The organism is Vibrio sp. ECSMB14106, assembly GCF_000972265.1.
GTDB lineage: Bacteria > Pseudomonadota > Gammaproteobacteria > Enterobacterales > Vibrionaceae > Vibrio > Vibrio kanaloae.
This window is the reverse complement of record NZ_LAUM01000039.1, coordinates 1-26,348: the sequence shown is the minus strand read 5'-3', so window position 1 is coordinate 26,348 and position 26,348 is coordinate 1. Positions and strand designations below refer to the sequence as shown.

At 42.5% G+C, this 26,348-nt stretch carries 19 protein-coding genes and 2 pseudogenes; 10 read left to right on the top strand and 11 right to left on the bottom strand.

Features of this window, described 5'->3' with window-relative positions:
• Positions 1 to 375 precede the first annotated feature (375 nt).
• The 4 genes from WR49_RS19305 to WR49_RS19290 all read right to left on the bottom strand — a co-directional run bounded on the left by WR49_RS19305 (position 376) and on the right by WR49_RS19290 (position 5,127).
• Positions 376 to 708 (bottom strand): Hpt domain-containing protein, encoded by a 333-nt coding sequence (locus WR49_RS19305; protein ID WP_017058415.1) that lies wholly within the window; start codon positions 706 to 708, stop codon positions 376 to 378.
• Positions 702 to 2,285, bottom strand: coding sequence for a response regulator (locus WR49_RS19300; protein WP_046225103.1), 1,584 nt, complete (start codon positions 2,283 to 2,285; stop codon positions 702 to 704). Before WR49_RS19300 ends, WR49_RS19305 begins: the two co-directional genes overlap by 7 nt.
• 223 nt (positions 2,286 to 2,508) lie before the next feature.
• On the bottom strand, positions 2,509 to 4,059 hold the full coding sequence (locus tag WR49_RS19295) for a DHA2 family efflux MFS transporter permease subunit (RefSeq protein ID WP_046225102.1): 1,551 nt from the start codon (positions 4,057 to 4,059) through the stop codon (positions 2,509 to 2,511).
• A 3-nt stretch (positions 4,060 to 4,062) separates the two neighbouring features.
• Positions 4,063 to 5,127 (bottom strand): HlyD family secretion protein, encoded by a 1,065-nt coding sequence (locus WR49_RS19290; RefSeq protein WP_046225101.1) that lies wholly within the window; start codon positions 5,125 to 5,127, stop codon positions 4,063 to 4,065.
• Positions 5,128 to 5,255: 128 nt separating this feature from the next.
• Between WR49_RS19290 and WR49_RS19285 the strand changes: the two genes are divergently transcribed.
• Complete coding sequence (locus WR49_RS19285) at positions 5,256 to 6,158, top strand: LysR family transcriptional regulator (RefSeq protein ID WP_046225100.1); 903 nt, start codon at positions 5,256 to 5,258, stop codon at positions 6,156 to 6,158.
• Positions 6,159 to 6,230: 72 nt separating this feature from the next.
• Here WR49_RS19285 and WR49_RS19280 read toward each other — a convergent pair whose 3' ends face one another.
• The 4 genes from WR49_RS19280 to WR49_RS19265 form a co-directional block, all read right to left on the bottom strand.
• Positions 6,231 to 8,627 carry a glycoside hydrolase gene (locus tag WR49_RS19280; RefSeq protein ID WP_046225099.1) on the bottom strand — a complete coding sequence of 799 codons (2,397 nt, stop codon included), beginning with the start codon at positions 8,625 to 8,627 and terminating at the stop codon, positions 6,231 to 6,233.
• A gap of 102 nt (positions 8,628 to 8,729) precedes the next feature.
• Positions 8,730 to 9,548, bottom strand: coding sequence for a DUF2861 family protein (locus WR49_RS19275; RefSeq protein ID WP_046225098.1), 819 nt, complete (start codon positions 9,546 to 9,548; stop codon positions 8,730 to 8,732).
• Complete coding sequence (locus tag WR49_RS19270) at positions 9,548 to 10,195, bottom strand: response regulator transcription factor (protein WP_046225097.1); 648 nt, start codon at positions 10,193 to 10,195, stop codon at positions 9,548 to 9,550. Before WR49_RS19270 ends, WR49_RS19275 begins: the two co-directional genes overlap by 1 nt.
• Positions 10,173 to 11,582, bottom strand: coding sequence for an ATP-binding protein (locus WR49_RS19265; protein ID WP_046225096.1), 1,410 nt, complete (start codon positions 11,580 to 11,582; stop codon positions 10,173 to 10,175). The genes WR49_RS19270 and WR49_RS19265 overlap by 23 nt, the downstream gene beginning before the upstream one ends.
• Positions 11,583 to 11,853: 271 nt before the next feature.
• On the opposite strand from WR49_RS19265, the gene WR49_RS19260 reads away from it, so the two are divergent.
• Both WR49_RS19260 and WR49_RS19255 read left to right on the top strand, forming a co-directional pair.
• The gene (locus WR49_RS19260; RefSeq protein WP_046225095.1) at positions 11,854 to 12,387 is read left to right on the top strand and encodes a YbhB/YbcL family Raf kinase inhibitor-like protein; all 534 of its coding nucleotides are present in this window, start codon (positions 11,854 to 11,856) and stop codon (positions 12,385 to 12,387) included.
• Positions 12,388 to 12,410: 23 nt separating this feature from the next.
• Positions 12,411 to 13,208 carry a helix-turn-helix transcriptional regulator gene (locus tag WR49_RS19255; protein WP_046225094.1) on the top strand — a complete coding sequence of 266 codons (798 nt, stop codon included), beginning with the start codon at positions 12,411 to 12,413 and terminating at the stop codon, positions 13,206 to 13,208.
• 14 nt (positions 13,209 to 13,222) lie between these two features.
• Here the strand turns inward: WR49_RS19255 and WR49_RS21220 are convergent.
• Positions 13,223 to 13,569: pseudogene (locus WR49_RS21220) on the bottom strand (MFS transporter); the annotation flags it as partial.
• 160 nt (positions 13,570 to 13,729) lie between these two features.
• On the opposite strand from WR49_RS21220, the gene WR49_RS19250 reads away from it, so the two are divergent.
• The 5 genes and pseudogenes from WR49_RS19250 to WR49_RS19230 all read left to right on the top strand — a co-directional run bounded on the left by WR49_RS19250 (position 13,730) and on the right by WR49_RS19230 (position 20,532).
• Positions 13,730 to 15,061 carry a D-serine ammonia-lyase gene (locus WR49_RS19250; RefSeq protein WP_046225093.1) on the top strand — a complete coding sequence of 444 codons (1,332 nt, stop codon included), beginning with the start codon at positions 13,730 to 13,732 and terminating at the stop codon, positions 15,059 to 15,061.
• Between the two features lie 253 nt (positions 15,062 to 15,314).
• Positions 15,315 to 16,114, top strand: a pseudogene (locus WR49_RS19245) (hypothetical protein).
• 250 nt (positions 16,115 to 16,364) lie between these two features.
• A complete protein-coding gene (gene trpS, locus WR49_RS19240) occupies positions 16,365 to 17,411 on the top strand; it encodes a tryptophan--tRNA ligase (protein ID WP_046225092.1) in 1,047 nt (348 codons plus the stop codon).
• 292 nt (positions 17,412 to 17,703) lie between these two features.
• Positions 17,704 to 18,564, top strand: coding sequence for a delta-class carbonic anhydrase (locus WR49_RS19235; protein WP_046225091.1), 861 nt, complete (start codon positions 17,704 to 17,706; stop codon positions 18,562 to 18,564).
• 441 nt (positions 18,565 to 19,005) lie between these two features.
• The gene (locus tag WR49_RS19230; RefSeq protein ID WP_082082802.1) at positions 19,006 to 20,532 is read left to right on the top strand and encodes a methyl-accepting chemotaxis protein; all 1,527 of its coding nucleotides are present in this window, start codon (positions 19,006 to 19,008) and stop codon (positions 20,530 to 20,532) included.
• Between the two features lie 141 nt (positions 20,533 to 20,673).
• Here the strand turns inward: WR49_RS19230 and WR49_RS19225 are convergent, their stop codons facing one another.
• Complete coding sequence (locus WR49_RS19225) at positions 20,674 to 22,065, bottom strand: HD-GYP domain-containing protein (RefSeq protein ID WP_046225089.1); 1,392 nt, start codon at positions 22,063 to 22,065, stop codon at positions 20,674 to 20,676.
• A gap of 259 nt (positions 22,066 to 22,324) precedes the next feature.
• The gene (locus tag WR49_RS19220) at positions 22,325 to 22,984 is read right to left on the bottom strand and encodes a class I SAM-dependent methyltransferase (RefSeq protein WP_017058397.1); all 660 of its coding nucleotides are present in this window, start codon (positions 22,982 to 22,984) and stop codon (positions 22,325 to 22,327) included.
• A gap of 1,820 nt (positions 22,985 to 24,804) precedes the next feature.
• On the opposite strand from WR49_RS19220, the gene WR49_RS19210 reads away from it, so the two are divergent.
• Both WR49_RS19210 and WR49_RS19205 read left to right on the top strand, forming a co-directional pair.
• Entirely contained in the window at positions 24,805 to 25,623 is an 819-nt protein-coding gene (locus tag WR49_RS19210) for an alpha/beta fold hydrolase (RefSeq protein WP_046225087.1), read from the top strand.
• Between the two features lie 111 nt (positions 25,624 to 25,734).
• Positions 25,735 to 26,292, top strand: coding sequence for a nucleotidyltransferase domain-containing protein (locus tag WR49_RS19205; RefSeq protein WP_046225086.1), 558 nt, complete (start codon positions 25,735 to 25,737; stop codon positions 26,290 to 26,292).
• Positions 26,293 to 26,348: the final 56 nt, after the last annotated feature.

Genomic DNA, 26,348 nt, shown 5'->3' with positions numbered 1-26,348 from the left:
TTGTCCTTATATAGCCGACTGAACGTTCTGTTTTATGCAACTTAGTTACTATTGTATTGTTTCATTAGAGTGTAGGTAACAGTTTCTTCTTTACCAACAAATAAAATGTAATTTCATATGATGTGGTCACAAAACCTAGTGCAAATTTTTAACTGATTTCTGTTTGAAAGTACGTGTTTCGTTCTGATTGTGTAATCGTTTGCAAAGTCAGTGTAATCTGTTGTCGATTCTAAATAGTCATGGTGAATTTAAGACGCGTGCTTTTGGGAATTCAAATATAAAAACAAGCCAAAGAACAGGGCTTTAAATAATTCAGAACACTCGATCTCTTTTCTATGTTTAGCTATCGCTTGTCTGAATTACCGAACACTGTGGTTAATAGGTGCTGAGTACTCCATCTATTTGTTGGTTGATAATTTTTATTTCTCTATATATAACGTCAAGATCGTTATCCTGTGGTGCGAGTTTATTAAGTGTGTTCTGCTCAACCCGTTCTAAGGCTACCGTGGCTTCTTTTTCACCAAAGCTGGCTAATATGCCTTTCAGTGTGTGTACCGTAAAATGAAGCTTCCCCCAATCTTGCTGTTGCACTAATTCATGTATTTCGTTTAACGAGTTTCCATGATCTTCTTGATACGTCGATAACACTACGAAGATGACATCTCTGTCGTTATCTAAGTAATCGTTTAAAGCATCTAAATCTAGCATAAGGACTCCTGTCGGTTACATGTTGAAATTGGGCTAGGAGGTTTAGTGGAAAAACCATGATGCGATGCGTCGTTAATCCATTGCTTCCATCTTTTGGGAAGTTCTAGTTGTGTGATGTCTTGTATAAAATCGTTACTAAGCTGTTCTTGTATTTGAGTTCTATTAACAGCATATAGATAGTCAAGTTTAGCGGCTATCGAATAGGGATAATTGTGAATATAGTCTTTAAGAACTTTTACCGAATCCAAACTTTCGAGGTTGACCAACATGGAAGGTGATAGTGTTTTGGGCTGATCTCGATACAATGCAGTAGCACCACGAAATCGGATACATTCTATGACTACACGATATAGGGAGTACTCTCCAAAGTGAGCAAATAGTGGTAACAATCGGTTGAGTAGATCGGTTGGGGTTTCGTAAAAGCGGTAAGAAAGTAACGTGGCCGCTTTTATCAGTTTTTGATGTGCGAGCTTTTCATTGTTTTCAAGTATGAGTATGTGACAGTGGAAGATAGCCAAGTTTGAGAGAACTTGATGTTGAAGATTGCTTGGCAGTTTTAAATTAACCTGTGTTGCGAACTGGCCTGCATGTTCGATAATTGTTTTTTTATTGTTGGTATCCGTTTCACGCTCATAAGTTGATTTCAAAGAGTTGAAGTAGGTTGATATGGAATTAAGAGCATCAATATCGGCAGATGAAATGCTACTCGCATAAATCTCACCTAGTTTGATTAATACTTGTGTATTGTCGGCGTTTTCAGCTAAATCGATGGCGCGAATTGCACGATGGCTAATACTAGGCGTTAATTCAAAAGATCGTAATGCTAACTTTAAGGCTGGCAATAACATCTGATGCTTTTCGTAAAGACAGCTTAGACAGTCTATCACGCTCAAAGAAAGCGGTTGTGCAACGAGGTAATTGTGCAGTTTATTTATCGCTGATTTTGGTTTACCCAACCCATCTAAAATCAATGCTTCTGCGACCAGTTTCGTTGGGTGCATATTGGTCTGCGATTCATTGAGTAAATCTGAGAGCAGTTCCCACTTCTTACCAGTAATCAAATGTTCAATTAACGTTGCTTCAAACTGTCCCTTGGTATTTTTACCGGGAATTTTTAATGCGGATTTCAGTGCTGCTTGATCATTTATGGGGTAAAGGCTAATGAGCTGAGATATTTGTTTTGCTTCAAGCAGTGCTGTTTGGACCTTCTTTCCAAGCGCGGCAGTATTGATTGGTTTGGTTATAAAATGTTGTGCTTCACCGGATAAAGCAGTCAATACCGTTTCCTGACGCATGTCACCAGATAGCAATATTGTCGCAACGGTATGGTCTATAAGTCGGTTACGATAGAGAATACCTAGCAGTTCGAAACCGGTAAAAGATTGCTCTAGATGATAGTCGATGAGAAGTACATGGAAAGAGTGTGTTTCAACTGCTTTGACCGCTTGTTGATAGTTGGTCGCAATGAAAATATTTCCATGTGACATCCCCAGGCTGACAAGCTGCTGTTTGATAAGAATAGTGGCACTCCTAGAGTCGTCCACAATTAAAACCCTTAGGCCCGGCGATAAGTTCAAACCTTCTTTCCCTAGATATTCAACTATAAATTCAATTTAGGTGTCGAGTTGCATAAAGTCAAGATCCCGGAAACTTGGATTTTTCACTATTAAGATATTGATAGAATACTATTTTCTATGGTGTAAAAATCTCATTTTATAGAATGTTCTGTGTCGCTACCTATAAAAATGACGAACTGATTAGCTCGCCATTTGAATGTTAGGTTAAGAGGATTGGAGTGATCTAATCACGCATATTCAGAATCAATACAGCGGCCAACACTAAGAAAGCGGTCATCATCAAGAACACATCATTGTAGGCCATGATGGATGCGTCACGTTGCATAGTACCAAGTAAGCTTGCTTGCGCTTGTTGCATCGCTGTCGCGGCATCACTTCCTGACTGAATGAAAAACGCTTGTTGTTGCTGAAGCGTCTGCCAACCAAGTTGACTCACGGAAGGTAACGATTCCTTGATGTGTGCCAAGTGCTCACGCGTTTTGTTGTCGAGTAGCGTAGCGATAATCGCGATGCTGAAAGCGCCACCTAAGTTCCGCATCACGTTGGTTAACGTTGATGCGTCTGGCGTATCCATTTTGCTGATGTTTTTCATGGCAACCAAAGACAATGGAACCATGATAAACGGACTACCAATAGCGCGCAGAACCATAGACAAAATCAGCTGTTGCCCGCCAAAATCAATCGTCATGTGTGTATTCACGTAACAACTGAAACCGAACATCGCGAAGCCAAAGGTAACTAAGTACTTAGGCTTAATGATCTGTGTTAGCTTGGGCACAATTGGGAATATCAGAAGTTGTGGGAAACCCATCCACATTAGCACTTCACCAATTTCCATCGCGTTATATTGCTGAATTTGAGTGAGATACATCGGCAGAACATAGATAGAGCCGAGCAATGCCATCCCCAAAATCAAATAGGCGATACAAGACATAGCAAATTGCCCATCCCGCAATAGCCGCAGGTTAACCAATGGCTTTTTGTGTTGGAGTTCGTTTATCACGAAATAAACCAAACTCACCGCCGACACGATACTCAAGCCAATAATAAAGCTCGAACTGAACCACTCTTCACGGTTACCTTCTTCTAGTACCACTTCCAAACAACCTAGTCCTAACGCCATGGTCGCGATACCAAACCAGTCGGCTTTTTTCAGTGTGCCAAGGTCGAGCTTTTCATCATCCAAGCCATATCGGATCATGGTGATCACAAGCAAAGCAGGCGGAATATTGATGTAGAAAATATAGTGCCATGTAAAGTTCTCCGTCAGCCAACCACCAAATGTTGGGCCGATCGATGGAGCAAAGGTCGCGGTTACGCCAAACAGTGCCATACCCACAGCACGTTTGTTAACAGGTAATAACTGAATCACTAACGAGAAAGCAAGCGGGATTAAAGCGCCACCACTGAAGCCTTGCATCGCTCGAAACACGATCATCGAGGTCATGTTCCAAGAGAACGAACACAACAAAGATGAAATGGTGAAGATGGCCGTCGTCCACGTGATATAACGGCGTTTTCCGAGCGCTTTAGAAAGCCAACCACTGAGTGGGATAGCAATCATCTCTGCGACTAGATAGGACGTAGAGATCCACGAGCTTTCATCTAAGGTGGCAGATAGCGCACCTTGAATATCTTTGAGAGACGAGTTGGTGATCTGGATATCCAAGATCGCCATAAACGCACCAATTAAACCGCCAAATAGGGCGATCCAATGGCGAGTTGATACTTTGTCCTCATCATTAGTGTGGGTGACAACACCAGCGTTACTCATGGTCTAGCCTCGTTTATCGATGGTCGCTACCACAGATAAACCAGGAAGCAGTCGACCTTTCAACTCTTGCTGATCTGGAATAGTAATTTTCACCGGTACACGTTGAACGATTTTAGTGAAGTTACCGGTCGCGTTTTCTGGTGGCAGTAGCGCAAACTTGGCGCCAGTCGCAGGGGAGAAGCTGTCTACCACGCCTTTAAGTGGCTGACCCGGAAAGGCATCCAGTTCGACTTCTACCGTTTGGCCTTTGTGAATGCCGCTTAGCTGTGTTTCTTTGAAGTTAGCTTCAATCCATACCTGGTTGTTTGGTACCAAGCTCATAAGTGGCGCGCCTGCTTGGATCAGCAAGCCTTCACGGACGCTACGTTTACCAATCACGCCATCCGCTGGCGCGTAAACCTTGGTGTAATCAAGGTTAAGTTGTGCTTGATCTCTTTGTGCTTGAGCTTCAGTCACGGATGCGTTTGCTTGTTCGATTTCACTCGCAATCACGATTAGTTGATCATTACTTGCGACAAGGTTTGCTTTCGCTTCTTCAAGTTCTGCTTGGGTGACTTTTTGTTGTGCGACCATGCTGTCGACTTCATCTTGCGAAGCATAGTTACGCTTTAATAAGCTACGAGAACGCACGACTTGTTGGATTGCACGCTCGTATTCAGCTTGTGCGGAATCAACACGGCTCTCGGCTTGATTTATTTGGCTACGTTGTAACGTTTGTTGAGCGATAAGGTTGTGTACGCTTGATTGAACGACGCTTAAATGCGCATTCGCCTGAGCAAGTGCAGATTGGTAATCACGATCATCGATTTGAACCAACAAGTCACCTTGTTTAACCGATTGGTTATCACTCACGTAAGACTTAACAATATAACCCGACACCTTCGGGCTTATATTAGTGATGTCGCCTTGTAGGTAGGCATTGTCGGTAGATTCAAAGTACTGGCCATAGCCATACCAGTATCCAGCGCCGGCTAAACCCAATGACAGCATGATCGCAGTAGCAATAAGCGGGGCTTTTTTACGTTTTTTTGTGCTTACTGATTGCGAAGCATTGTTGTTCTCTGTCATTTTTTATTTCTCATTTTGTTTTTATTTAGATGTAACGAATTGTAAATGAATTCGATTGGTTGATAAGATAGGAATAAAGGGAAACACTGTTGCAAAAATATAACCAATAGCGCTTTGGGAGAAGTACGATGGACTTAAATGCTGTGACTGTTTTTACACAAGTTGTTGATTGTGGGAGTTTCACGCACGCAGCTGAAGCATTGAACATGACCAAGTCGACCGTCAGCCGAAAGCTTGACGAGCTCGAGCAGCACCTAGGTGTAAGGTTGATCACTCGTTCGACACGAAGTTTAGTTTTAACGCCAGAGGGTGAGCGCTTTTATCAGTCGAGCATGCAGATGCAAGAGATCATGAACCAAGCTGAGTTAGAGGTTTCTGCCAATCAGGATTTGATCCGAGGGCAGTTGAATGTTGTGTTGCCTGTCGAATTGGGACATCAAGTCTTAGCCACATACATCCACAGTTTCCTAAAAGAGCACCCAAACGTGACTTTGAACTTAGAACTGTCGAATCGAGAAGTTGACATCATTGCAGAGGGGATCGATCTTTACGCGCAAATTGGTGAGTTGGTGGATTCGAGCTTGGTTTCTCGCTACCTCACAACATCGAAGCGTGTATTGGTAGCCAGCCCTGAGTATTTAGAGCAGTTCGATGAAATCTCTTCGCCCAATGATCTTGAACCGCCATTCAGAATGATTGAGGTGGTGAACAAGGCGGCACGTCTACCTAAGTGGCATTTGCAATTAGAAGGCGGAGAGTCGATTTTGATCGATCTGCCGTGTCAGTTACGGGTGAATACCATCACGGCATGCCTAACAGCTTGTGTGGATGGGCTCGGCTTGGCGGTGCTTCCTGAATTCATTTGTCGGGAACACTTCAAGACAGGTAAGCTGATTCGTTTGTTACCTGAATATGAGATGCCAGAAGTTTCAGTAAGCCTAGTGTACGCAGACAGGCAGTTGATGCCGAAACGTAAAAAGGTCTTTATCGACTATCTACTTACTGCCTTTCAAAATAGGAAGCAAAAGTAACGGGGAAAACCTTAGCGGGTAAATAAGTGCTTAGGCTTCCTATTAATCGCTTTTGCCTAAACCGTATCGAAGCTAATGATAAGTTGACTGCCAATCGACGATTTGTCCATTCGCCAATATAGCTTTGACCGACAGGGCTGCAATATCAATGTTATTGTGACGAAAGGTCTTGTTGGAGAAGTTGGCAATGATCTTACTCCCGTCACTGAACTCGGTTTGTTGAACTTCGCCGCTTTTGTCTAACCAGTCGAAATCGACCAACTGTTTATCCCATAACTGTTCGTGCATCGGTTCAAAGCCATCTTGATAGTGTTTGAGTGCTTTGATCCTTGGACTTGAACTTGATAAAGCTTCATCTCTGGTCAAGTGAACCATCGGTGGTGTGTTGTACAACATGGCGGTTAAGTCTCGTTCTGCTTGTACATTCGTGAACTTAAGGCTGTCTGAGTGCCAATGGTGCGTATTGATTACTTCATCATGGAAAACGGCTTGGTAAAGCGGAATTCGATATTGTGGCGAAAACAGTAGCGACTTGTAGGGCTCTTTAACCTCGGCGGGTTTAAAGAAGAAGTCGGGCTTGTGGTCTGGGTACCAACGACCTAAGTAATAGGGAGATTGACGGTTCTCTTTCATGTCTTTATCTGTCCAGCCAAAACCAACCGTTTCTAAGCCGTGTGCAAACGTGATGCCTTTTGTGGTTAGGCTGTTGCCGTCTTCGGAGCCTAATACTAACGATGGTTGCTCGCTAAGCCACTGCATTCGGTTGTTGAAGGCAGAAAGCATGTCCGACTCGTTTGTATTACCATTACTATTACCATTGCCATTGCTATGACTATCTGTAGAGCCGCTGTAATCTTCACGTGCCATGGCGGTTGCATCAACATCTAAGAACAAGCTGTTGAAGTTGCCGAATCTCATAATGTCTTGAGCGCGCTGCTTTACGTATTCTAAATGGCAATTCGGGTTTAAGTAAAAGCCGTTTCCACGAAATCCTTTTTTCAAACTCCCATCCGCTAGTTCAATCGCACAACTCTGACGCATCGGCTCTGGTAATTGAGCGGTTAGCCAGTTGTCATTGAGTTTCGCAGGAATGGCTGTGTTGTAGGAATCGTAAGTACCGACCAGATATCCGGACTGTTTTGCCAGAGCCACGGCGTTAGGTTGATAGAATGCTGGCATCCAATTGTCGAATCCGAGCCACAGTTTGTTTAAACCTGCCTTGTTTAGATTGGCGACCATGTCTGAAGACAACGCTTGTCCCCAAGTATCTGACGAGTTTAGGTAAGGGGAAGCGTGCTCTAGCAACCAGTTCTTCTTATCCTGTGCTGATTTGTATTGCGCTTTAATCGTGTTGTTTTCGAGTGTCGGATTACCAACAGGATATAACACCTGCAACGACTGGCTAATAGAGTCCAACAATAGTTGTTTGTGGTACTGACTGAACCAATCTTTGCCCTTGGAGAATGATGAAAGCTCCCTTTTCGCTTCCGCAGAAACGCTGAGTTTAGACCTCTCTAGATACCATGTTTTCAATCCCCACCAGTTGCTTACGTCTTGGGTGCTCAATGGATCTTTGCCAAACAGGTAAATGTGGCTTGCACCGATTAACTTACTCACATCTGGATTGCGTTTTTGTTTAGCAATCAGTGTTTCAGAAAGGTCATTTTCGACACGCGAATCGCGGTAGTGTTTCGCTCCATCTAACCATGAGTCTCCAAGGGTGATACGAACAATAAAAGGCTGTGATTGATTGAGCATCGTAAATTGGTGTGATGCCTTCATATCAATTTTGGTCTTGGAATTAGATGAGGTATCAGAGGATGCATCTGAAAAAAGCAGTTGATTGCTGGTTGCATTAACCATCTGATAGCTAATGAAATGATTGTTTTGCTGCACCGTCCAAAAAGGCATCTTTAAGTCTTGAGTGGTGTTACTTCCAGAATGGTTGCCGACGAGATAGCTTGCCCAAAGCTTGTTATCAGTAGGTACGCGCATGCCTTCACTAAAGGGTAGAAATAGTGTCTGAGTTTGTTGTTCTGCAAGATCAAACCACGCCAACTCTACGGGTTCGTTTCGCTTCACCTGTATATTTGAAGGCAAGCTGAACTGAAAAGTGAGCTGATCTTGATTAAGATCGGCCTCAACGTTTATCCCGCTGGGTACTAAGGTCCAAGTGGCGATTTTTGCTGAGTCAGCTTTATCGGAAAAGCCAATAACCAGATTGGTCGCTTTCTGTGGTTTGCTATCAACCTTGAGAGTACCACTGTTAACGCTTAAGCCGTTCCAATCTATCCCAAAAGTCTTTGATGAAATAGAGACGGTATTGCTGGTAGTGGTGTTAGCGTTAACAGTGCTGTTACTGGTGAGCGTTATTTGGCTCGCTTGTGCATTGGATGAAAACAGACAAGCTGTTGTTAAAGCCACAATGGCACAAGTAGAAAGATTGAGAGGGTGACGTACGCTGAGCATATCTAGATTCCGTAAAGGGTAAGTACGGTTATTACACCTAAGTAGCGCTAGTGCTTTGTCACCTATATGTCTCTATTTCTATTTGGCTTTAGTGGTATTCAATTAGAAAGGCACGGCGACGCGTTGCACATATTGGACTTCAATAGCGCCTTGGTATTCAAACATTTCAACCGAAGCACTCAAATGTTTAGCTTTTGAACCTGAAGGGCTTTCTGTTGGAACCGGTGCTCGCGTTGTTTTGAGTGGTACCTTGAAACCTAACATATTGTAATTTTCATCAAACCACTGCCAATTGACATGGGTGTCTGGACAGTTGTCGATTACCTTGGGTGGCGTTACCAAAATATGCGGGTTATTGAGTTTGCTTTCGAGTATTAGCCATCGTTTGCTGTCATCCAAAGCCGCAACAATAGGGTAGTTGTGTGATCCTATGGTTAACTGATAAACACCAGATTCCGGTTTGAGAAACATTTCGTTAGTTTCAATCTCTTGATATGCCGCATCAGAATTGAGTTGCCCGTCGATAATAGTTTTCCCATCAGGTGACACCAGAGATATTCGTCGTGTTTGAGCTTCTATCGCTCCATTCAACTGCTCGACAGAGAGTTTAATCTGATAGCCTTGTGAGGAAAGGCCATGGCGCCAGATAAAGCTCACTTGGACGTGGTTGTTGTGTGCTGCACTTTGTGCAAGAGTGCCTCCACATTGAGTCCTACTTAAGATCTCTTGTTTTACGGGTAGCCAAAGTTGGCTATCAAGTTTCTCCTGATTAAGTGCGATTTGCAGCTCTTGCCACGCAACTTGAGGCTGGTCATTAAGCAGAGATTGATAGGTGTGCTGCAATGGCGTGTCAGTAAACCAAGCCGCATGACTTGTGAACGGCAAGGTGCAGAGCAGTGCGGTTAACGAAGTGACTTTCATTATGACTCCCCAGCCAAGCGGTAACCAACGCCGCGATGTGTTTCGATATTCAATGTTGGCAGCTTCTGGCGTAAGCGCAGTATGTGATTATCAATAGTTCGAGTACTAGGAAAGGCCTGACACCCCCAAATCTTATTGAGTAACTCATCTCGGTGAAACACTCGGCTTTGGTTCTGAATAAACAAGACCAATAACTGAAACTCTTTAGGTTTTAACGTGATAGGGTTTTCATCCAGATAAGCGATCCGTTCCGACAAGTTGATTTGGATATTTGCGTAATTTAAGAGGCTCACACCTAACGGACGAAGTTGGGTAATGACTCGAGCAAGCAACTCTTCGTTAGAAAAAGGCTTAGTCACGTAATCTTTAGCGCCTGCCATTAAGCCTTCTACGCGTTGCTGGACTTCCACTTTAGCGGTTAACACAATCACAGGAAGCGCTTTGAGCAATAACCAATTCGGCAGGTGTCGCAAACTGTCACCGTCTTCGAGTTGTCGATCCAGTATCACAAGCTCGGCTCGAAACCATTGCTTACTGGCACTCTGTGAATCCTTCGCCCAAAGGCATTGGTAACCATTGGATTCAAAGAAGCTGACGAGGCCTTGTCCAAGCAAATGGTCGTCTTCAATCAGCAGTAGGGTGTTCATAAGCTAGTTCCAAAATACATCGGGTCGGGTTACGAAGAATAATGAGGCGACCATTCACTTGTTTCATCAGGTGTTCGACAATAGTTAGGCCAATGCCCATGTTGTCTTGTCTGTGATTGGTATTCGGTGTTGTTCGAGATACAAACCGTTGCAGAAAAGAAGGGAAGTGGCCTTCGTCTTGCACCTCAACCCTGAGCTTTTCAGCGAGTTCGACTTTTACCAAAACCTCACCTTTACCGTGTTGTTTGGCGTTTTTAATCAAGTTATCTAGGCAGATGGTTAGCCAGTAATACGGTAGGTTAAGTTCGGCATCACTTGATTCACATTGATACTCGATATTGTGCTTTTCACATACATGGTCGAGCCACTCCTCTAAGGGTGCGTTTTGCTTTAACAAAGGCTCCGACTGATCCGCACTTAGGTACACTTTGCTGTTTTCGGTGAGCTGAGAGAGCCTTTGATAGTCTGAGATTAAGCGCCAAACCGCATCTTGGGTATCATCGGGAAATTCATCGTACCGATTTCTAAACATTTCGACTGTTAAGCCAAGGCTAGTGATCGGGGTTCGAAGTTCATGAGTAAGGAGTTGCAGTACAAACTGCTTCTCTTTGCGGTCTTTCCGTCGCAGGTATAAGACTCGGCCTAGTACTGAAAGTAGCAAAAACAGCAGGAAAAAGGCCAAAATTTTCATTAGAAGCGTGCCATTGTTCGATTCAGCCAGGCACAGGTTACTGTAACGAAAAGAACAGTTTTTCCCTAACAATGTCACTTTTTGTTGGTCAGCGATAGGTTGCCAAACTTCCGATGGAATCGCTTTCCAACCTTGTTCACCACTTAACCAAAGAACATCACCTTGTTGCCAAGCGCGGTATCCATTGAGTAGCGCCTCTTTTCCGTTTTTTTCTAAGCTTTCTAGCTTGTTGTACAACGGGTGAAACGGATTGCTAATACTTAAAAATGGATGAATTTGTTCACGTTTCTCTGGGTAATGAGCCACATAACGGTCAGCAAAACTGCCACCAGCAGGATGTCGTTTTGAGTGTGCCGCAAACCAGATGGAATCCAACGGTTTTTCCTGACACAAAGCCAGCTCGAATTCGATGGCATCATTCAAAAAAGGGTTGGTGTTTTCAATCGTTAGGCAACTATCTTGTATTGTGGCTAGCGCAGTGATGTCGCCCCAACTGAATTTTTTGAAATCAGGGTAGCGGCTGCTTTCCTGAAGCAAAACTTTTGGATACTGAGATAACTCTTTTTGAGAAATAGAGATAGGAGACGATTGCCAACTGAGTTGGTACAGGGTTTGCCACTTGTCTTGCAAGCTTTGGGCATTGGCTAATGTTGGTAGCCAAAGGGTCAAACAAAGGGCTAATGTCAGCCTGCGCATCCAGTCATTCTCATTAAAAGTCATTAGGGCGAGTCTAAAGAGTTTTGGCTGAGATTTGTAACCTGAATGTCAACAAGTGCATTTTTATTTAAAACTGTGATAAGCCTGCAAGATAAATAATACAGGTAGCTAAAATTATGTACTTGTATAATGACGATGAATTTCAGTAAGTATCATTTTATGGTTTTAAGTTGATTGATTGTATACTTACTGTCATTTTTTAAGAGTGAGAGTGACTATACTGGATTTAAATCTAATAAGAGGAACTACCATGAAAACAATTATTAAATCAATATTGGCAATGAGTATTTTGGCTGCAGGCTCGGCTCAGGCATTTGAACTAATGAGTAGTGATATTCAAGAAGGTCATCCTATGGCGAAGACGTTTGAATACTCTAGCTGGGGCTGCGATGGAGATAACTTATCACCGCAGTTAATGTGGAAAGACGTGCCAGCAGGTACCAAAAGCTTTGCTATTACAGCTTACGACCCAGACGCACCAACAGAAAGTGGCTTCTGGCACTGGGTTGCGTTTGATATCCCTGCAACTGTGAACGAGCTTCCTCGCGGTGTCGACATCTCTAAAGTCGGCGGCAAAGAAGGTCGTATTGATTACGGTACAGTTGGCTACGGTGGCGCTTGCCCTCCAGAAAAAGATGGTATGCACCGCTACCAATTTACAGTTTGGGCATTACCAACGGACAAACTTAACTTAGACGAAAACACGCCGTCGGCAGTGGTTGGATTCACGTTGAACAGCATGGCTTTAGACAAAGCGAAACTGACGGCAACTTATACTCGTTGATAATAAGTAAATAAGGGGATGAGATGAATCATCAATATCAAGTGACGATCTTTCGTGCAGAGCAGTTACAAAATTTGCGTAATGTGAGGATTCTATCCCCTAGTATCATTCAGATCATTACAGGCAGTAAGCGCCTGTTTTGGAAAGACTCAGCGGCCGAACTCTCACATTCTGAGCTGCTGTTGTGTGAGGCATCAGCTTCACTAAGCTTTGAGAACATGCCCCACAAAGGGCACTTCTTGTCGCGAGTATTCAGCTTTCAATTCCAACCTTCTCAGGCGATGCTTGATTTAAGTGAGGAACGGTCGAATGATCTGGGGTTGCCTACAGTCAAAGCGGATCGAAACTTACAAGATTCACTCAACGCGCTGTTTTCGTTTGATACACAGAGCATGAGCAAAGAGACTCAACAGTTTTGGTTGCAGGGCTTGTACCAGCAATTAGCCGAAAAAGGGGTGTTGCATCGATTGTTTGCGAGTGCCAACGTCTCGTTTAGCCAAAAGCTCAGCCACTACCTTTCACATTCACCTGATGAGAAGCATCCGCTAGAATCGGTAGCGGAACGCTTTGCGATGAGTCGCGCGACACTGATTCGGAAGCTCAAACTGGAAGGTATGCAATATCGTGAGGTACTGGCTGAAGTTCGCTTGAGCCATGCGCTTTATCTGATGCAAAACGGACAACAAAATGTTGCGATGTTGGCTCAGTCTTGCGGTTACCAATCGGAAGGGCGTTTTAGTCAGCGCTTTAAAGGCAAATTTGGTTTGTCACCAAGTGAATACATCAAAACCATCGTCAGCAATAGAGTCGCGACGCCATAACCATTCTGTTTGTCCTAAACGCTCACTTTTTTGTCTCGTGCTGCCAATGCCGCGAAAATCGTGCACGCAAATGCAACGATGCGATCAGCAGAATGGGAACGCTCCAAGAATCGGTTTGAGCATGAAGCTTACCCACCAGCGTTGGACCCTTTGCCGCTAAGGCATAACCGATTTCTTGAGCCATACCCGATAATGATGCGCTTGGCTGCTATTCGATGTACGTAAGTCAACAAAAGAGAGTGCGGTAATAAACGTCGAGCAGTTGGCTAATCCAAAGAGTGATGAGCCATTGTTGATTTTCACTTTTGGCTAAGAATGGCAGTAACAGCATTCCCGGAACCATAGTCGAAAATTGCAGAAATGTGCTATTACGAAGAGAGGCCCTCATAGGTTGCTCTATTGGTTACTTATGAGAAGAAAAGCTAGCCTACAGAGCATTGAATGATTATACAAATACCGTTTAAATAGGTTTACTAATAACTGAACCAGCGTAGTTCGCGCTTTACTAGAGAAGGTCACCCATGACTGTATTGAATATTGACAAGCTCATTTCAGACTTCCCATTGCTTCAACGGTTAGTTGATTTGGAAGAAGTGACTTGGTTTAACCCAAACATCACGACGTTGAAGCAAGGTTTACCCTATGTGGGATTAGGCGAACAAGATATTCACGATGCGAGCATGAGGTTACAAAGGTTTGCTCCTTACCTAGCCAAGGCGTTTCCTGAAACTCAAGTGACCAATGGCATCATCGAGTCTGAGCTTGTTGACATTCCATCTATGAAATCAGTATTGGAAGCACATTATCAGCAGTCTATCAAAGGGCGTTTGATGATGAAGAAAGATAGCCATTTGCCGATTTCAGGTTCAATCAAAGCGCGCGGTGGTATCTATGAAGTACTAACGCATGCTGAGAAGCTTGCGATTGAAGCTGGGTTACTGCTTGAGAGTGATGACTACAGTAAGTTACTCGAACCTGAATTTCGTGACTTCTTCCAACAATACAGCATTGCGGTAGGCTCCACTGGTAATTTAGGCATGTCGATCGGTATCATGAGTGCCAAATTGGGCTTTACGGTCTCTGTTCATATGTCGGCAGACGCGAGAGCTTGGAAGAAAAGCAAACTTCGTGAGCATGGCGTCAACGTTGTTGAATATGAACAAGACTATGGCGTTGCGGTGGAGCAAGGACGTAAAGAGGCAGAACAAGATCCTCGATGCTTTTTTATTGATGATGAAAACTCGCAAACCCTGTTCCTTGGTTATTCGGTGGCAGGGCAAAGGCTCAAACAGCAATTTGAGCAACAACATATTTCAGTAGATAAAGAGCACCCATTATTTGTTTACTTACCATGTGGAGTAGGTGGTGGGCCCGGTGGTGTCGCATTTGGCTTGAAGATGGCTTTTGGTGATCATGTCCATTGTATTTTTGCTGAACCGACTCATTCACCTTGTATGTTGCTCGGTGTTCATACCGGTTTGCATGATGAGATTGCGGTGCAAGATCTTGGTATCGACAACCTCACCGCCGCAGACGGTTTAGCGGTGGGGAGGGCATCTGGCTTTGTCGGTCGAGCGATGGAGCGCTTGCTTGATGGTTACTACACATTAAACGATGAACGCATGTATCAATTGCTAGGCGAACTGAACCAAGCAGAGGGTGTTCAACTTGAGCCTTCAGCGCTAGCGGGTATGCCGGGTGCGATTCATGTTGAGCAAAATAGTGAATACCTTGCTCGTCTAGAAATTGATGAGTCGACGCTAGCGAATGCAACACACCTTGTGTGGGCGACAGGCGGAGGCATGGTGCCATCACAAGAAATGGCAGCTTACTTAGCTAAGTCATCGGTTTAACCCCAAAGCTTTTATGAGCTAATGTTTTTACAAAGAGAAGCTGTTATAAATATCAGCGATTAAAAGATAAGTCATGATAGAAGAGTGTTGTTTATCGGTTGAACACACTCTTTCTCACCTCTAATTCCCGCCGTAACTTAAACAATAACTTGCGCAGATCGTTATCCAAAACACACATTTTATAAATTAAACTTCTTAGATGTTCTAACTATCAGTTAGGTTGAGTGGCATTTAACTTGATAGGGATTAAGCAATGCAAACGGATAAAGTGATGCAGACAAGACACATAAACACACCAGAAAAATTACTCCAGCGTTTAGATGCAATCGGGGAGTCTTTGGAAGCATCGAGTAAGGCTCATGCTTTATTGGGATTGGGCTCAGTAGGTATTGAAACGGAGCGACTTGATCAGTATTCAGATGTCGATTTTTTCGCGATAGTACAAACAGGGCACAAGCAGTATTTCTTAGACAGTTTGCATTGGCTATCTAATATTCACCCAATCGACTACGCGGTGAGAAATACTGTCGATGGCTATAAAGTCCTGTACGCCGACGGAATTTTTTGCGAGTTTGCGGTGTTTGAACCCACGAGTTAGCGCATATCCCCTTTGCTGAAGGGCGCATAGTTTGGCAGCGACCTGAATTTGATACTCAGTGCTGTATCCCATCACAAAAGGGCACGGCAGAAGTTAATTCGCAAGCGTGGATCATAGGCGAAGCATTAACCAATCTTTATGTCGGCATGTCTCGTTATAACCGAGGCGAAAAACTGTCGGGCAGTCGGTTTGTTCAATCTTACGCTCTCGATCGTTTGATCGATCTTGTGGATCAAACTGAACAGCCTGAGCCTGAATTCGTTGATGAATTTATGTCTGATAGAAGGTTAGAAGTACGCTTTCCTAAGTTAGCTCAATTGCTACCAAGTTTTACACAAGGTTACGAGCGTACTGCTGAATCGGCACTTGCCCAATTAGCGTTCCTCAACACCCACTTTACAGTCAATCAAGCCATGTGTGACCGAATCACTGAACTGTGTACCAGTAACGATTAAGCCTATAACCTGTTAATCTTAAACCTATTTTCTTGGTGCGCGTAAATAACAGTTGTCGCTCGTCAGTATTGTTGATAAGTTTTAACCATGAAATTTAATTCTGCTTCAACTTCAATTTTCTTTTGGTGGTGCTCTTAACAGAGCAGCACGGAATACTCACATTCTTTAGCTGCTGGACGGTAGCTAAGAATGTCATCAAAAATGTCGCCTCTTTTTATCTCCAGTAGCCTTTTTAACTTGGAGATACACCATGAATACCAACTCAAACAGCCATATCGACAGCAACAGCTATACCAACAAGCCTGAAATCATTCTGACTGGCGATAGAGCAACTGGGCCTTTGCATTTAGGTCATTACGTCGGTTCGCTTAAACAAAGAGTCTCTTTGCAGCATATTCACGACCAAACGATACTGGTTGCCGACATGCAGGGGCTTACTGATAACGCCCATAATCCAGCAAAGGTTTCGTCTAACATTCTCAATGTGGTGGCTGATTATCTCGCGGTGGGCATTGATCCGACCAAGACCACGATTTGCCTTCAATCACACCTATCAGCACTGGCTGAACTCACTATGTTCTACAGCAACCTTGTATCTATCGCTCGGTTGGAGCGTAACCCAACCGTTAAAAGCGAAATCCAGAACAAAGAATTTGGGCGCTCAATTCCTGCTGGCTTTCTGACTTATCCCATCTCTCAAGCTGCCGATATTACGGCGTTCAATGCAACCTTGATTCCTGTTGGTGACGACCAATTGCCAATGCTAGAACAGACCAATGAGATCGTGAGAAAAGTAAACTCACTCGCGGGTCAGCCAATCTTAAATGAGTGTAAACCTCTGCTAAGTAATGCCTCTCGTCTTCCTAGCACCGACGGCAAAAGCAAGATGTCTAAATCAATGGGTAACGCCATTAATTTAGGTGCAACAGAGAAAGAAATTCGGGCAGCTGTGAAATCTATGTATACCGATCCAACTCATCTAAGAATTGAAGACCCTGGCAACGTCGAGGGGAATATAGTGTTCACTTATCTTGATGCTTTTCATACTGACGTTAACTATATCAGTGAACTAAAAGAGCACTACCGAAGAGGTGGGTTAGGCGATGGTCAGACGAAGAAAGTATTGGAAGAGTGCCTGCAAGATATGTTGCGTCCAATCCGCGAAAGAAGAGCTGAGCTTTTAGATGATAAAGCACAGCTTATCGATATCTTACGTAAAGGCACTCAGGTCTCGAAAGAGAGAACTGAATCAGTGCTGTTTGAGGTTAAAGACCTATTTGGGCTGAATATTTTGTAAATAAGTAGATGCAATCTCTGATATTGGAACCTTACGGATCGACCTATTTGAATAAAGATACCGTCGACACAATTAGGCGCTTGTTCGATCTGTCAGGTATTTATCGTGTTTAACGCGCTACGTGTATTAAAGCTTTTAAGACTATTCTCAAAAGCTTTTACACTCATATCAAAGTAAACAATGGAATCTAATCTTACTAAGACGGTACCTTATATTCACTTTTGATTACTGTAATATGTGCGCGGTGAAGTTCGATATTTAGGTCGATTTATCAATATTTTAGGGACGAAGCATGAAGAGTAGAAGTGTATTTTTAAGTGTAGTTATGGCTATATTGTCAGGTCAAGCAAGCGCGTCTAACGCGAACCATGAGCCCGTTTCCGACAGTGTTATAGCCGAGCAAAGATTGCAGTTATCGGAAAATACACAAGGGAAAGGGTTTGGCCCGCAAGCTCCTCGAGATTTAGGTTCTTTCGAAGGCACTAACGCCCACCTGTTTTCGGACGCACCAGATTCAGCGGCTATGAACTTGTGTAATATTCATTTTCATAAAAATGCTGAGCACAAAGGCGGTGAGTTTACTCAATACGTCGGTAACGGTGATGGTAAAGGTTTCCAAAGTGGTTACAAGTACGAAGGTAAGTTGAGTACCAATGAGCTTAAATCATTTAGTCAAAAGGTTTGCCCTAGTGAGCATGGCTCTCTTTATTCGGGTGATACTATTGAGGTGCATTACGTGTACTCAACGGCGCAAGTCGCACCGGGTGAAACGCTTGCGGCTTGTTTCAATGATGCAATTACTAACCCGCAACTGCGTGTAGAAACCCAAGTCTATGTGTTGGTGAATGACGATAAAGCACTCGACTTTGAAACCTTGGCTAAGCACACTAAAGTCGATGGCTTGCACCAAGCCCCCAATATTCCGAAAGATACAGGAACTGCGATTCAATATTCAGGTTCTACTACCGGTCCTAGTTACAATGAACAAGGCTCGCCTTTCCAAGTAACATGGAACGTGAGACCACAAGTGGCGAAAGTTAATATTGCGACTGTTGGCCGTTGGTGTGAAGGAAATGACTTTAACGAAGATCACGCACACGGTGTGAGAAATTTAGTGGTAAACCCAGATCTACTGTCACCAATCCGCAACTAAATCGGTATATTTGATGGCTAGGCCATTATCTTAACTAGTTATGTGGCTTACTAGATATCACTAGCAGGGCGGCCTCCTTAGGGCCGCTTTTGTTAAATCCCCTAATCCTTCCTAAATTGGCTTAATTTAAAGCTGCGATACCGTAAGTATTTGTGTTTAATCATTTTCATTTATCGTCTTTATACTCCTCTCCCAACCTTCAAGTAACTAACGTGTTCCAAACAATTAGGAAACATTGTGCAAATGTTACGATTTCATGGTTTTTCATACAATTTCGCTAAAGTTATCTCGCTTTAGACAGATAAAGAACAGTAGCGAGCTTTAACATGAGAAGTGTTGTATGCGAGCTCAGGTTTAGTTCTTAAACCTCTAAAGAATTTTTAATAAACTTGCGTTGAGACTACCTAAATGAAGAAAACAATCCTATTAGCCGTTTTTATTATGTTTGGTATTGCGGTCGCTGCGAGTATGGTTTCAACCTATCTCATTTCAAGCGAAAAAATTGATGAAATAATTTTAAATAAATCTCAAGTTCAAGCGGAATTTTTAGCTGGCAATGCAGGGTATGTCCTAGAAAACTCGAACAATCCAGTTCAAGACTTACAAAAACTGGTTAGTGAACTTAAACAGCGTAATGATGTTAGTTATGCCATTGTTATTGATAGTAACGTAACTGCTATTGCACACAGTGATAAAAAGAAACTCAACAAAGTTTATGAAGATAGTTATACCGTTGAAGGTGCAACTAAAGGCGTACAGCAGTATTCGAAGTGGTACGCTGATGTGCAGCAAGTATGGGTGTTTGATATCATGGCACCTATCTATGTCAACGGTGAACTTTATGGCACCTTTGATATCGGTATTCCAATTACCGAAGTCAGCCAAGCTACAAATGGAATAATTAGTTACCAATTGGTTTCAATGATTGTTATTTTTGTTGTTTGTCTCGTTGTTCTATCATTCCTTTTAAACAAACTGATGCAGCCCCTCTTGGTATTGAAAAATACATTACACGACATTTCTGAAGGTGATGGCGATTTAACCGTCCGATTACCAATTAAGGGTAACGATGAAGTCGCTCAAATCTCGTCAGCTTTCAATGTGTTCGTGGGCAAGGTACACGAGATAATTACGCAAACAGTAAATACCGGCGTTGAATTAAATAGCACCGCTATTGCTCTTCGTGAACAGTCACAACAAGCATTGCAAAGAGGACAAGAACAAAACGAACAAACAATGTTGGTTGTGACATCTATGAATGAAATGATTGCTACGGTTAATGAAATTGCATCGAGCGCTGCAAATGCGGCAAATGCTGCAAATATGGCAACCAGCGAGACTCAAGAAGGGCATAACACAATCGAAAAGACAACAACCTCGATTGCTAACCTTGAAGCAGAAATGACGAGTGCGTCTAACATCATCATGAGTCTAGCTGATAACACACAATCGATCGGCACTATTCTTGATGTTATTAGAGGTATATCTGAACAAACGAATTTGCTTGCGCTTAACGCTGCAATTGAAGCTGCACGTGCCGGTGAGGCAGGTCGAGGTTTTGCTGTCGTTGCCGATGAAGTTCGTAACCTTGCAACAAAAACGGCACAGTCGACAGATGAAATTGACACCATGATCAACCAACTTCAAACTGAAGCTAAAAACGCCGTTAACTCGATGAGTAATAGTAAGAGCTTAATTGAAGAGGGCACCACCGAAACCGAAATGGCGCGCCAAGCTTTGGAAAAAATCTCTACACAAGTTTTGGCTATTCTCGATATTAACACTCAAGTTGCGACAGCAACGGAGCAGCAGTCAGCTGTCGCGAATGAAATCAATATGAATATGGATACGGTTAATAACTCGGTGAAGAATGGCTTAAGCGCAAGTGAAAAGTTGGAACAATCGAGCCAGCAACTGGCCGATCTGTCGCAAGCCCTCGATCGTTATGTTGGTTCATTTAAAATCTAGACTTCCTAACATATCTCTCTAAGAGGTATGTCGGATTTCTCGTTATTCAATAGCGCGTTATTGCTAATTGGCAGTAACGCGCTTTTTTGTATTCGAACACCAGGCCGAGTGGCAGCGCCAAGCCCTAGTATGAAGCGATGGCTAAACAGCGGAATCAAGAGTTGTCAGTTCCTCTGGCAATTTATCCAACGCACGCTTTAATGCTTCAAAGCATTCAGGATCAATCGCAGTATTTAAATTTTCAGACATTATATCCAATGTTTTTGGTACTGGTACTGCTCCGCGGTAAGGTCGTTCTGCTGTAATAGCATCAAAAATATCAGCGGTAGTGATAATCCGGGTTGACATTACAATGGATTCAGCACTTAGTTTGTTGGGATATCCAGTGCCATCAAGCTTCTCATGATGGCTACCTGCCATGTTTGATAGGTTTTTAAAGGGGGTTATCTGCGATAATATATCTTTAGTAAATTGGGCATGTTGTTGAACGGATAACCATTCATCGTCATCTAATTTTCCAGGTTTATCGAGTATCGAATTGCTCACACCTAGCTTTCCAACATCGTGCAATAATGCTGCACGCTTAAGCCATTTCCGTTCTTCTTCTGATATCCCCATTTCTACAGCAATAAGGTCAGTAAAGAAGGCAACTCTCTCACTATGACCAGATGTGAAAGGGCTTTTACTATCGATGATTTTTCCAAACGCAAAAACGATGCAATCAAGGTAGTCATCATCAATGAGTACGCTGGCTTTTGCTGGCGCTAATGCCATGACTTTATCAATGATATTTGATGAGGTTAAGGCAGTGCAGAATTCGTTATCCTTTGCTATTTCGTTTATCGCAGAAACTAAAGTTGGGTCAAACCAACTTCCACTTCTCTCGTTTGCTTCGTTTAGCGCGGTTTCGAAATTGTGTTCAAATTGGAAAACGTCAATGACTTGTGCAAGTAACGCAATACGAGAATTTAATGGAATATTTTGTTGAGCGAGGTTTTCTGGCCGACCACTACCATCCCAATGTTCATCCAAAGAATGAACCCCCAATGCGACATTTTCATTAAACCTTAGCTCTCTCGCAATATCGGCACCTCTCGAACAGCGAGTTTCTATCAACTCTTGAGCGTAGGAATCACCATTTTTTAAGCTATCGATCGTCTTGGTGATGCGAGTTAGCCAGTTTTTATTTTTCCCCGTATTACGAATAACAAAGTTGATGACACTTGATAGGCTTGTCCCCACTGTCTTAAAATTACGTTTGAACTCTCTATCATCAGCGAGATAGAGTTCGCAAATACGAGCCGCATTACTACTACAGCCAGTATCTTTTAATAACAGGGTAAAATAGAGGTCATGAAGTTCGCTTTCTGATAAACCGATTTTCTCACCTATGTGCATGCCAATCCAGCAGCAACGGATACAATGTTCCGGTGGTTGTCCTTCCGTCATATCCAGAGCTGTTGTCAACGATAGCATTAGCTCAGACAATTGAATGTAATTAGACTCAGGTAATAATGGCGCTACTTCGTTCATTTAACTTCCTATGAGCAGTGTAGGTAGTTGGACTGTTATACCAAAACTTTGTTTTAATGTACCAGTTTTACGCAATAGAATGATAAACATTAAATGCCGTTTAATAATATATGCTCAAAATGTTTTTTTAAATATGTGTGAGTGAGCGGTTCACTAGTGCATCAATATAGCGCACCTTAAGTCTCTTCATACTGGCACTTAGACTGACTGCACTCAAGTCTGGATATTGCCGCCCATATAAATGAAATGTACTGTACTTTTAGGCGTTACGAGAGAATCTTAGTATGTGACCTTTAAATTTTTGCTCTAAGTAATCAGTATTTTCTGGTTGTATGTGGTCATTTGTAAACCCGTACTCGCTCATTTTGGCACTCAGTTTATTTTTTCGTCCACGGCCTGGATCGACAATGATCACTTCACAAGTATCGTTGGCATGGTTTTGGATAAAATAGGACAACAATTCAACATGTTGGTCTTCATATAGAAGATCACTACCGATTATAAGATCAAAAAGACCTAATTGACTTTCTTTGTCTGCCCAATCTACGCGTTCGAAAGCAATTTTCTTTCTGTTATTTAGTTGTATGTTTCTATTTAAGAACTCTTCAACTTCAGGGTGAAAGTCGGTAGCGGTGATGTTGGCTCGTTGCTCATTGAGGAGCAAACTAGATAAAGCCATACCACATCCTATTTCAAGAATACGTTTGTTTTTAGTATCAAAATGAAGCATATGGTGGGCAAGGACTAAACTTGATGGCCAAACAATCCCAAAAATTGGCCACGATGCGGATGAAATACCGATATTGAGTGCAACATTATCCGGGTCATTAAATTGTTGATTATCACGTAGGGTACAAAGGTGTATATCCGTGTTTTCGATTTCAATCGTTTGGTAGCGAATACGAAGTTTAACTGTCATGCTATTTTAGTCCGATAATAAGGCTAAGCCAAGTATCAGGAAATCATAATTGACAAAACAAGATAGGATTCAGTTTAAAGGTATTTGAATTCAAAGCAAGGTCAAAAAATCGACTATCAATAGCTCTGACGCGATACATAAAATGTTGGGAACCGACACACAGTCGTTGGGTCAGGGCAAGATCATGAAAACCCCTTATGGAATAAGGGGTTTTCATGATCTTGCCCTGGGGTTGTATGTGTTTATTGGATACCTGAGCATTTAAAGAAGTTCTCAATTAATAGTAATAGTGACGTTCAATATGGACAGTTATTAGAAGGTACCTTGATACCATGTATTGATACACCTTTGCACATAGAAGAGTATGAGACTTCGGTTCTAGGCGCTTTGCTACCCAAGTAACTTCTAGGGTATTACGATAAAAGCCGGAAACACTTCGTTGTTAATCACCACTTATTTAAATCTGGAGTGGATAGGAGCTTACAGAACCTCGTAGTAAATGGATGCGATTTGGACCAATCAGACTTTGATACGAGAGTTAGCGCTGAAACAACGTTTACAAGATCTATTGAGGTTAGTACTGACAAAATACAAAGTGAGCTAGTACAACGTTGAACAGCTAACAAACAATTTGAGAGTGATTCAGCACGCTTGGCATTTTTGGTTTGAGTTGAGTACAATGTTTACGGTGGTCAAATTAAGTGTCGTGGTGGCGTGCTTCACACCTTAATTGGGCGTTAGTTTGCAAGGAGCAGAAAAGCGTTTGTAGTCTAAAAGCCTTGTTCTACGTTCTAGCTATTCACCTGTTCCTTTTCCAATCTCACGAACTTTCCGGTGGCGCTGTATTGGAAGTGTTTTCGGTATGTTAGTCACTTACTGGCTCTAACATTGTTGTTAGTTTCTTTGGTGCGTTTTCTTTGTCTTGGCGGCTAATTCATTAACAAATGGCTTGGCCATATTTGGTTGTCAGGCTGGTCGAACGAATCCTTTGCCAGTTAAAGTGCTTCAAACCGTGGTTGTTTGTCGTATGTCGCTTCTTAACCAAGTGCATTTTGTTGGTTGGGTTTAACTTCTGAGCTGTCCGTTTTACCTTTGTGTTTAAATCCAGTAGTTTCATAATTAATTCAGCATCTTGGCGCTAACCTTTGGCTTCATCGTGGTGGCAAACTAACAAAGCGCTTAAGGCAGATTCGCAACGCGCGGCATTTTTACTATGCGTTGATTTATGTGTTTTAGGTGTTATGCGGTGGCTTCGTATTACGTTGCTCACTACTTAGCTTAGCGTTAGTTTGCAAGGAGCAGAAAAGCGTTTGTGGTCTAAAAGCCTTGTTCTGCGCTCTAGCTATTCACCTGTTATTTCCCAAAGACTTTTCATCGTAATAGGCATCTCGCGTAGCCAGTTTTTCCGTTAATTGGCTTTCGTGTCATTCAATGCTTTCGTGTTAGTAAGGTTCACTTCTCAACGTTCTTGCGCGCTGCTTCTTTGGTTTTGAAAGTTAAGTGGGAACATTGAGAATTGCATTTGTGGCTGTCGGCATCTACGAAAGTCTTCTTGGCCAAGTGCGTTTTGTTAGTTGGGTTTAAATTATGAGCTGTCCGTTTTACTTTTGGGTTTAAAGCCAGTAGTTTCATAGCTAATTCAGCACCTTGGCGCTAAACCTTTAGTTTCATCGCGGTGGCAAACTAACAAAACGCTTAAGACGGACTAACAAACGTTTGGCATTTTTAGTTCGGTTTAGTTGCGTGTTTAAGGTGTTTTAATTGAGTGAAGTGGCACGTTTGTTAGCCACTTAGCTTGGCGTTATATTCAAGGAGATACAATGGACATTTGGAGTTTACCTTATACTTTTGAGTATGAGGGTCGAAAGGTGAAATATGGGATTGAAGGAAAAGGAGAGCCTCTTGTTTTAGTTCATGGTACGCCTTGGTCATCATTCAACCTTAGGCACTTGATTCAAGCACTTTCGAGCCACTATACAGTCTACTACTTTGATTTACTTGGTTATGGTGAATCAGATAAAAGTGATGCGGATGTATCTTTAAAAATACAAAATCAGCTATTAGACTCATTAATAGGTCATTGGCAGCTTGAGTTACCTTATATTGTGGGGCATGACTTCGGCGGTACGACAGTACTGAGAAATTACTTGCTGAATCAACGAAAGTACAAAAAGATAGTTGTAATTGATCCAGTTGCGTTATCTCCTTGGGGCTCACCATTTTTTAAACATATTGAAAAGCATGAAGAAGCCTTTGCAGGAGTGCCTGATTTCATCCATTCAGCAATCGTTGAAGCATACATAAAAACAGCGTCATATCAGCCATTATCTCAGGAAACAATTGACGGTATTCTCCGCCCTTGGTCTGGAGATGAAGGTAAGAAAGCTTTTTATAGGCAAATAGCTCAAGCTGATTCAAAGTATACGGATGAATTTCAAGATAAATTCTCTAGCTTTGATGTACCCACATTAATTTTGTGGGGTGAAGAAGATCAATGGATCCCTGTTGAGCAAGCTCACGTACTTCATAGTAAAATTAAAGGCTCTAAGTTAGTTACAGTGCCTGAATCTGGACATTTGGTTATCGAAGAAAAACCAGAAGCATTGGTTAAAGAGATCCGAGAGTTCTTCGAAAGTTGAATATAACAAAGCATTTAAGAGTGATTCCTTACGCTTGGCAGTTTCGCTCCGCTCAAGTGTAGCCAAGCGTGCGTCACACCTTAATGCGGCGTTATACAAACGGAGGTAACTGTGAGTTTAGAAGAACTTAACCTTGAAAACCTTCCCCTTCAAAGAGAACTGGTTAAATCTGCTTGTTCTGCGTTTATTTCCGAAGACAATGTGGTTGCCGCAGTGTTACTAGGCTCATTGGCTGCAGGTAAGGGTGACCGAGTATCTGACGCTGATATTTTGATTCTTACTCAAAATGAATTCCATAAATCCATACAAGAGTGCTTTTCGGCTTTTGAGCGTGGTAAAGAAATTTTCTATCGCAATCAAGGATTTCATAACGAGAATGCTTACTTTACAAAATACATTTTCACAGACTTAACCAGCACAGAGATTCATTGCCTAGATCTAAGCGAACCTTTTGATATCTCCAAACCTTTCAAAGTGCTATTTGATAAAACGGGTGCCGTGGAGTCACGATTAACCGATGCTCCAGCACCAAAGCACGAAGATTTTCCTGCATATACAAATGGTGACCAAGGTTTAATCTGGGAACTTTTAGAGTGTATAAAGTGGTTAAGCCGAGGTAAAAATGAACTAGCCAAATCTTACCTTAAGAAATTGGCGGATAAGCTGTAACATTTTGTATAACAAGAGACTATGGCGTCAATAGTTAATTTTTGGCGCTACCTTTA

Coding starts and splice junctions, on each gene's coding strand:
- WR49_RS19265 (WP_046225096.1), bottom strand. CDS start 11,582: ATGCGCAGGCTGACATTAGCCCTTTGTTTGACCCTTTGGCTACCAACA.
- WR49_RS19220 (WP_017058397.1), bottom strand. CDS start 22,984: ATGACAGTTAAACTTCGTATTCGCTACCAAACGATTGAAATCGAAAAC.
- WR49_RS19280 (WP_046225099.1), bottom strand. CDS start 8,627: ATGCTCAGCGTACGTCACCCTCTCAATCTTTCTACTTGTGCCATTGTG.
- WR49_RS19210 (WP_046225087.1), top strand. CDS start 24,805: ATGGACATTTGGAGTTTACCTTATACTTTTGAGTATGAGGGTCGAAAG.
- WR49_RS19235 (WP_046225091.1), top strand. CDS start 17,704: ATGAAGAGTAGAAGTGTATTTTTAAGTGTAGTTATGGCTATATTGTCA.
- trpS (WP_046225092.1), top strand. CDS start 16,365: ATGAATACCAACTCAAACAGCCATATCGACAGCAACAGCTATACCAAC.
- WR49_RS19225 (WP_046225089.1), bottom strand. CDS start 22,065: ATGAACGAAGTAGCGCCATTATTACCTGAGTCTAATTACATTCAATTG.
- WR49_RS19275 (WP_046225098.1), bottom strand. CDS start 9,548: ATGAAAGTCACTTCGTTAACCGCACTGCTCTGCACCTTGCCGTTCACA.
- WR49_RS19305 (WP_017058415.1), bottom strand. CDS start 708: ATGCTAGATTTAGATGCTTTAAACGATTACTTAGATAACGACAGAGAT.
- WR49_RS19255 (WP_046225094.1), top strand. CDS start 12,411: ATGAATCATCAATATCAAGTGACGATCTTTCGTGCAGAGCAGTTACAA.
- WR49_RS19295 (WP_046225102.1), bottom strand. CDS start 4,059: ATGAGTAACGCTGGTGTTGTCACCCACACTAATGATGAGGACAAAGTA.
- WR49_RS19250 (WP_046225093.1), top strand. CDS start 13,730: ATGACTGTATTGAATATTGACAAGCTCATTTCAGACTTCCCATTGCTT.
- WR49_RS19290 (WP_046225101.1), bottom strand. CDS start 5,127: ATGACAGAGAACAACAATGCTTCGCAATCAGTAAGCACAAAAAAACGT.
- WR49_RS19270 (WP_046225097.1), bottom strand. CDS start 10,195: ATGAACACCCTACTGCTGATTGAAGACGACCATTTGCTTGGACAAGGC.
- WR49_RS19260 (WP_046225095.1), top strand. CDS start 11,854: ATGAAAACAATTATTAAATCAATATTGGCAATGAGTATTTTGGCTGCA.
- WR49_RS19230 (WP_082082802.1), top strand. CDS start 19,006: ATGTTTGGTATTGCGGTCGCTGCGAGTATGGTTTCAACCTATCTCATT.
- WR49_RS19285 (WP_046225100.1), top strand. CDS start 5,256: ATGGACTTAAATGCTGTGACTGTTTTTACACAAGTTGTTGATTGTGGG.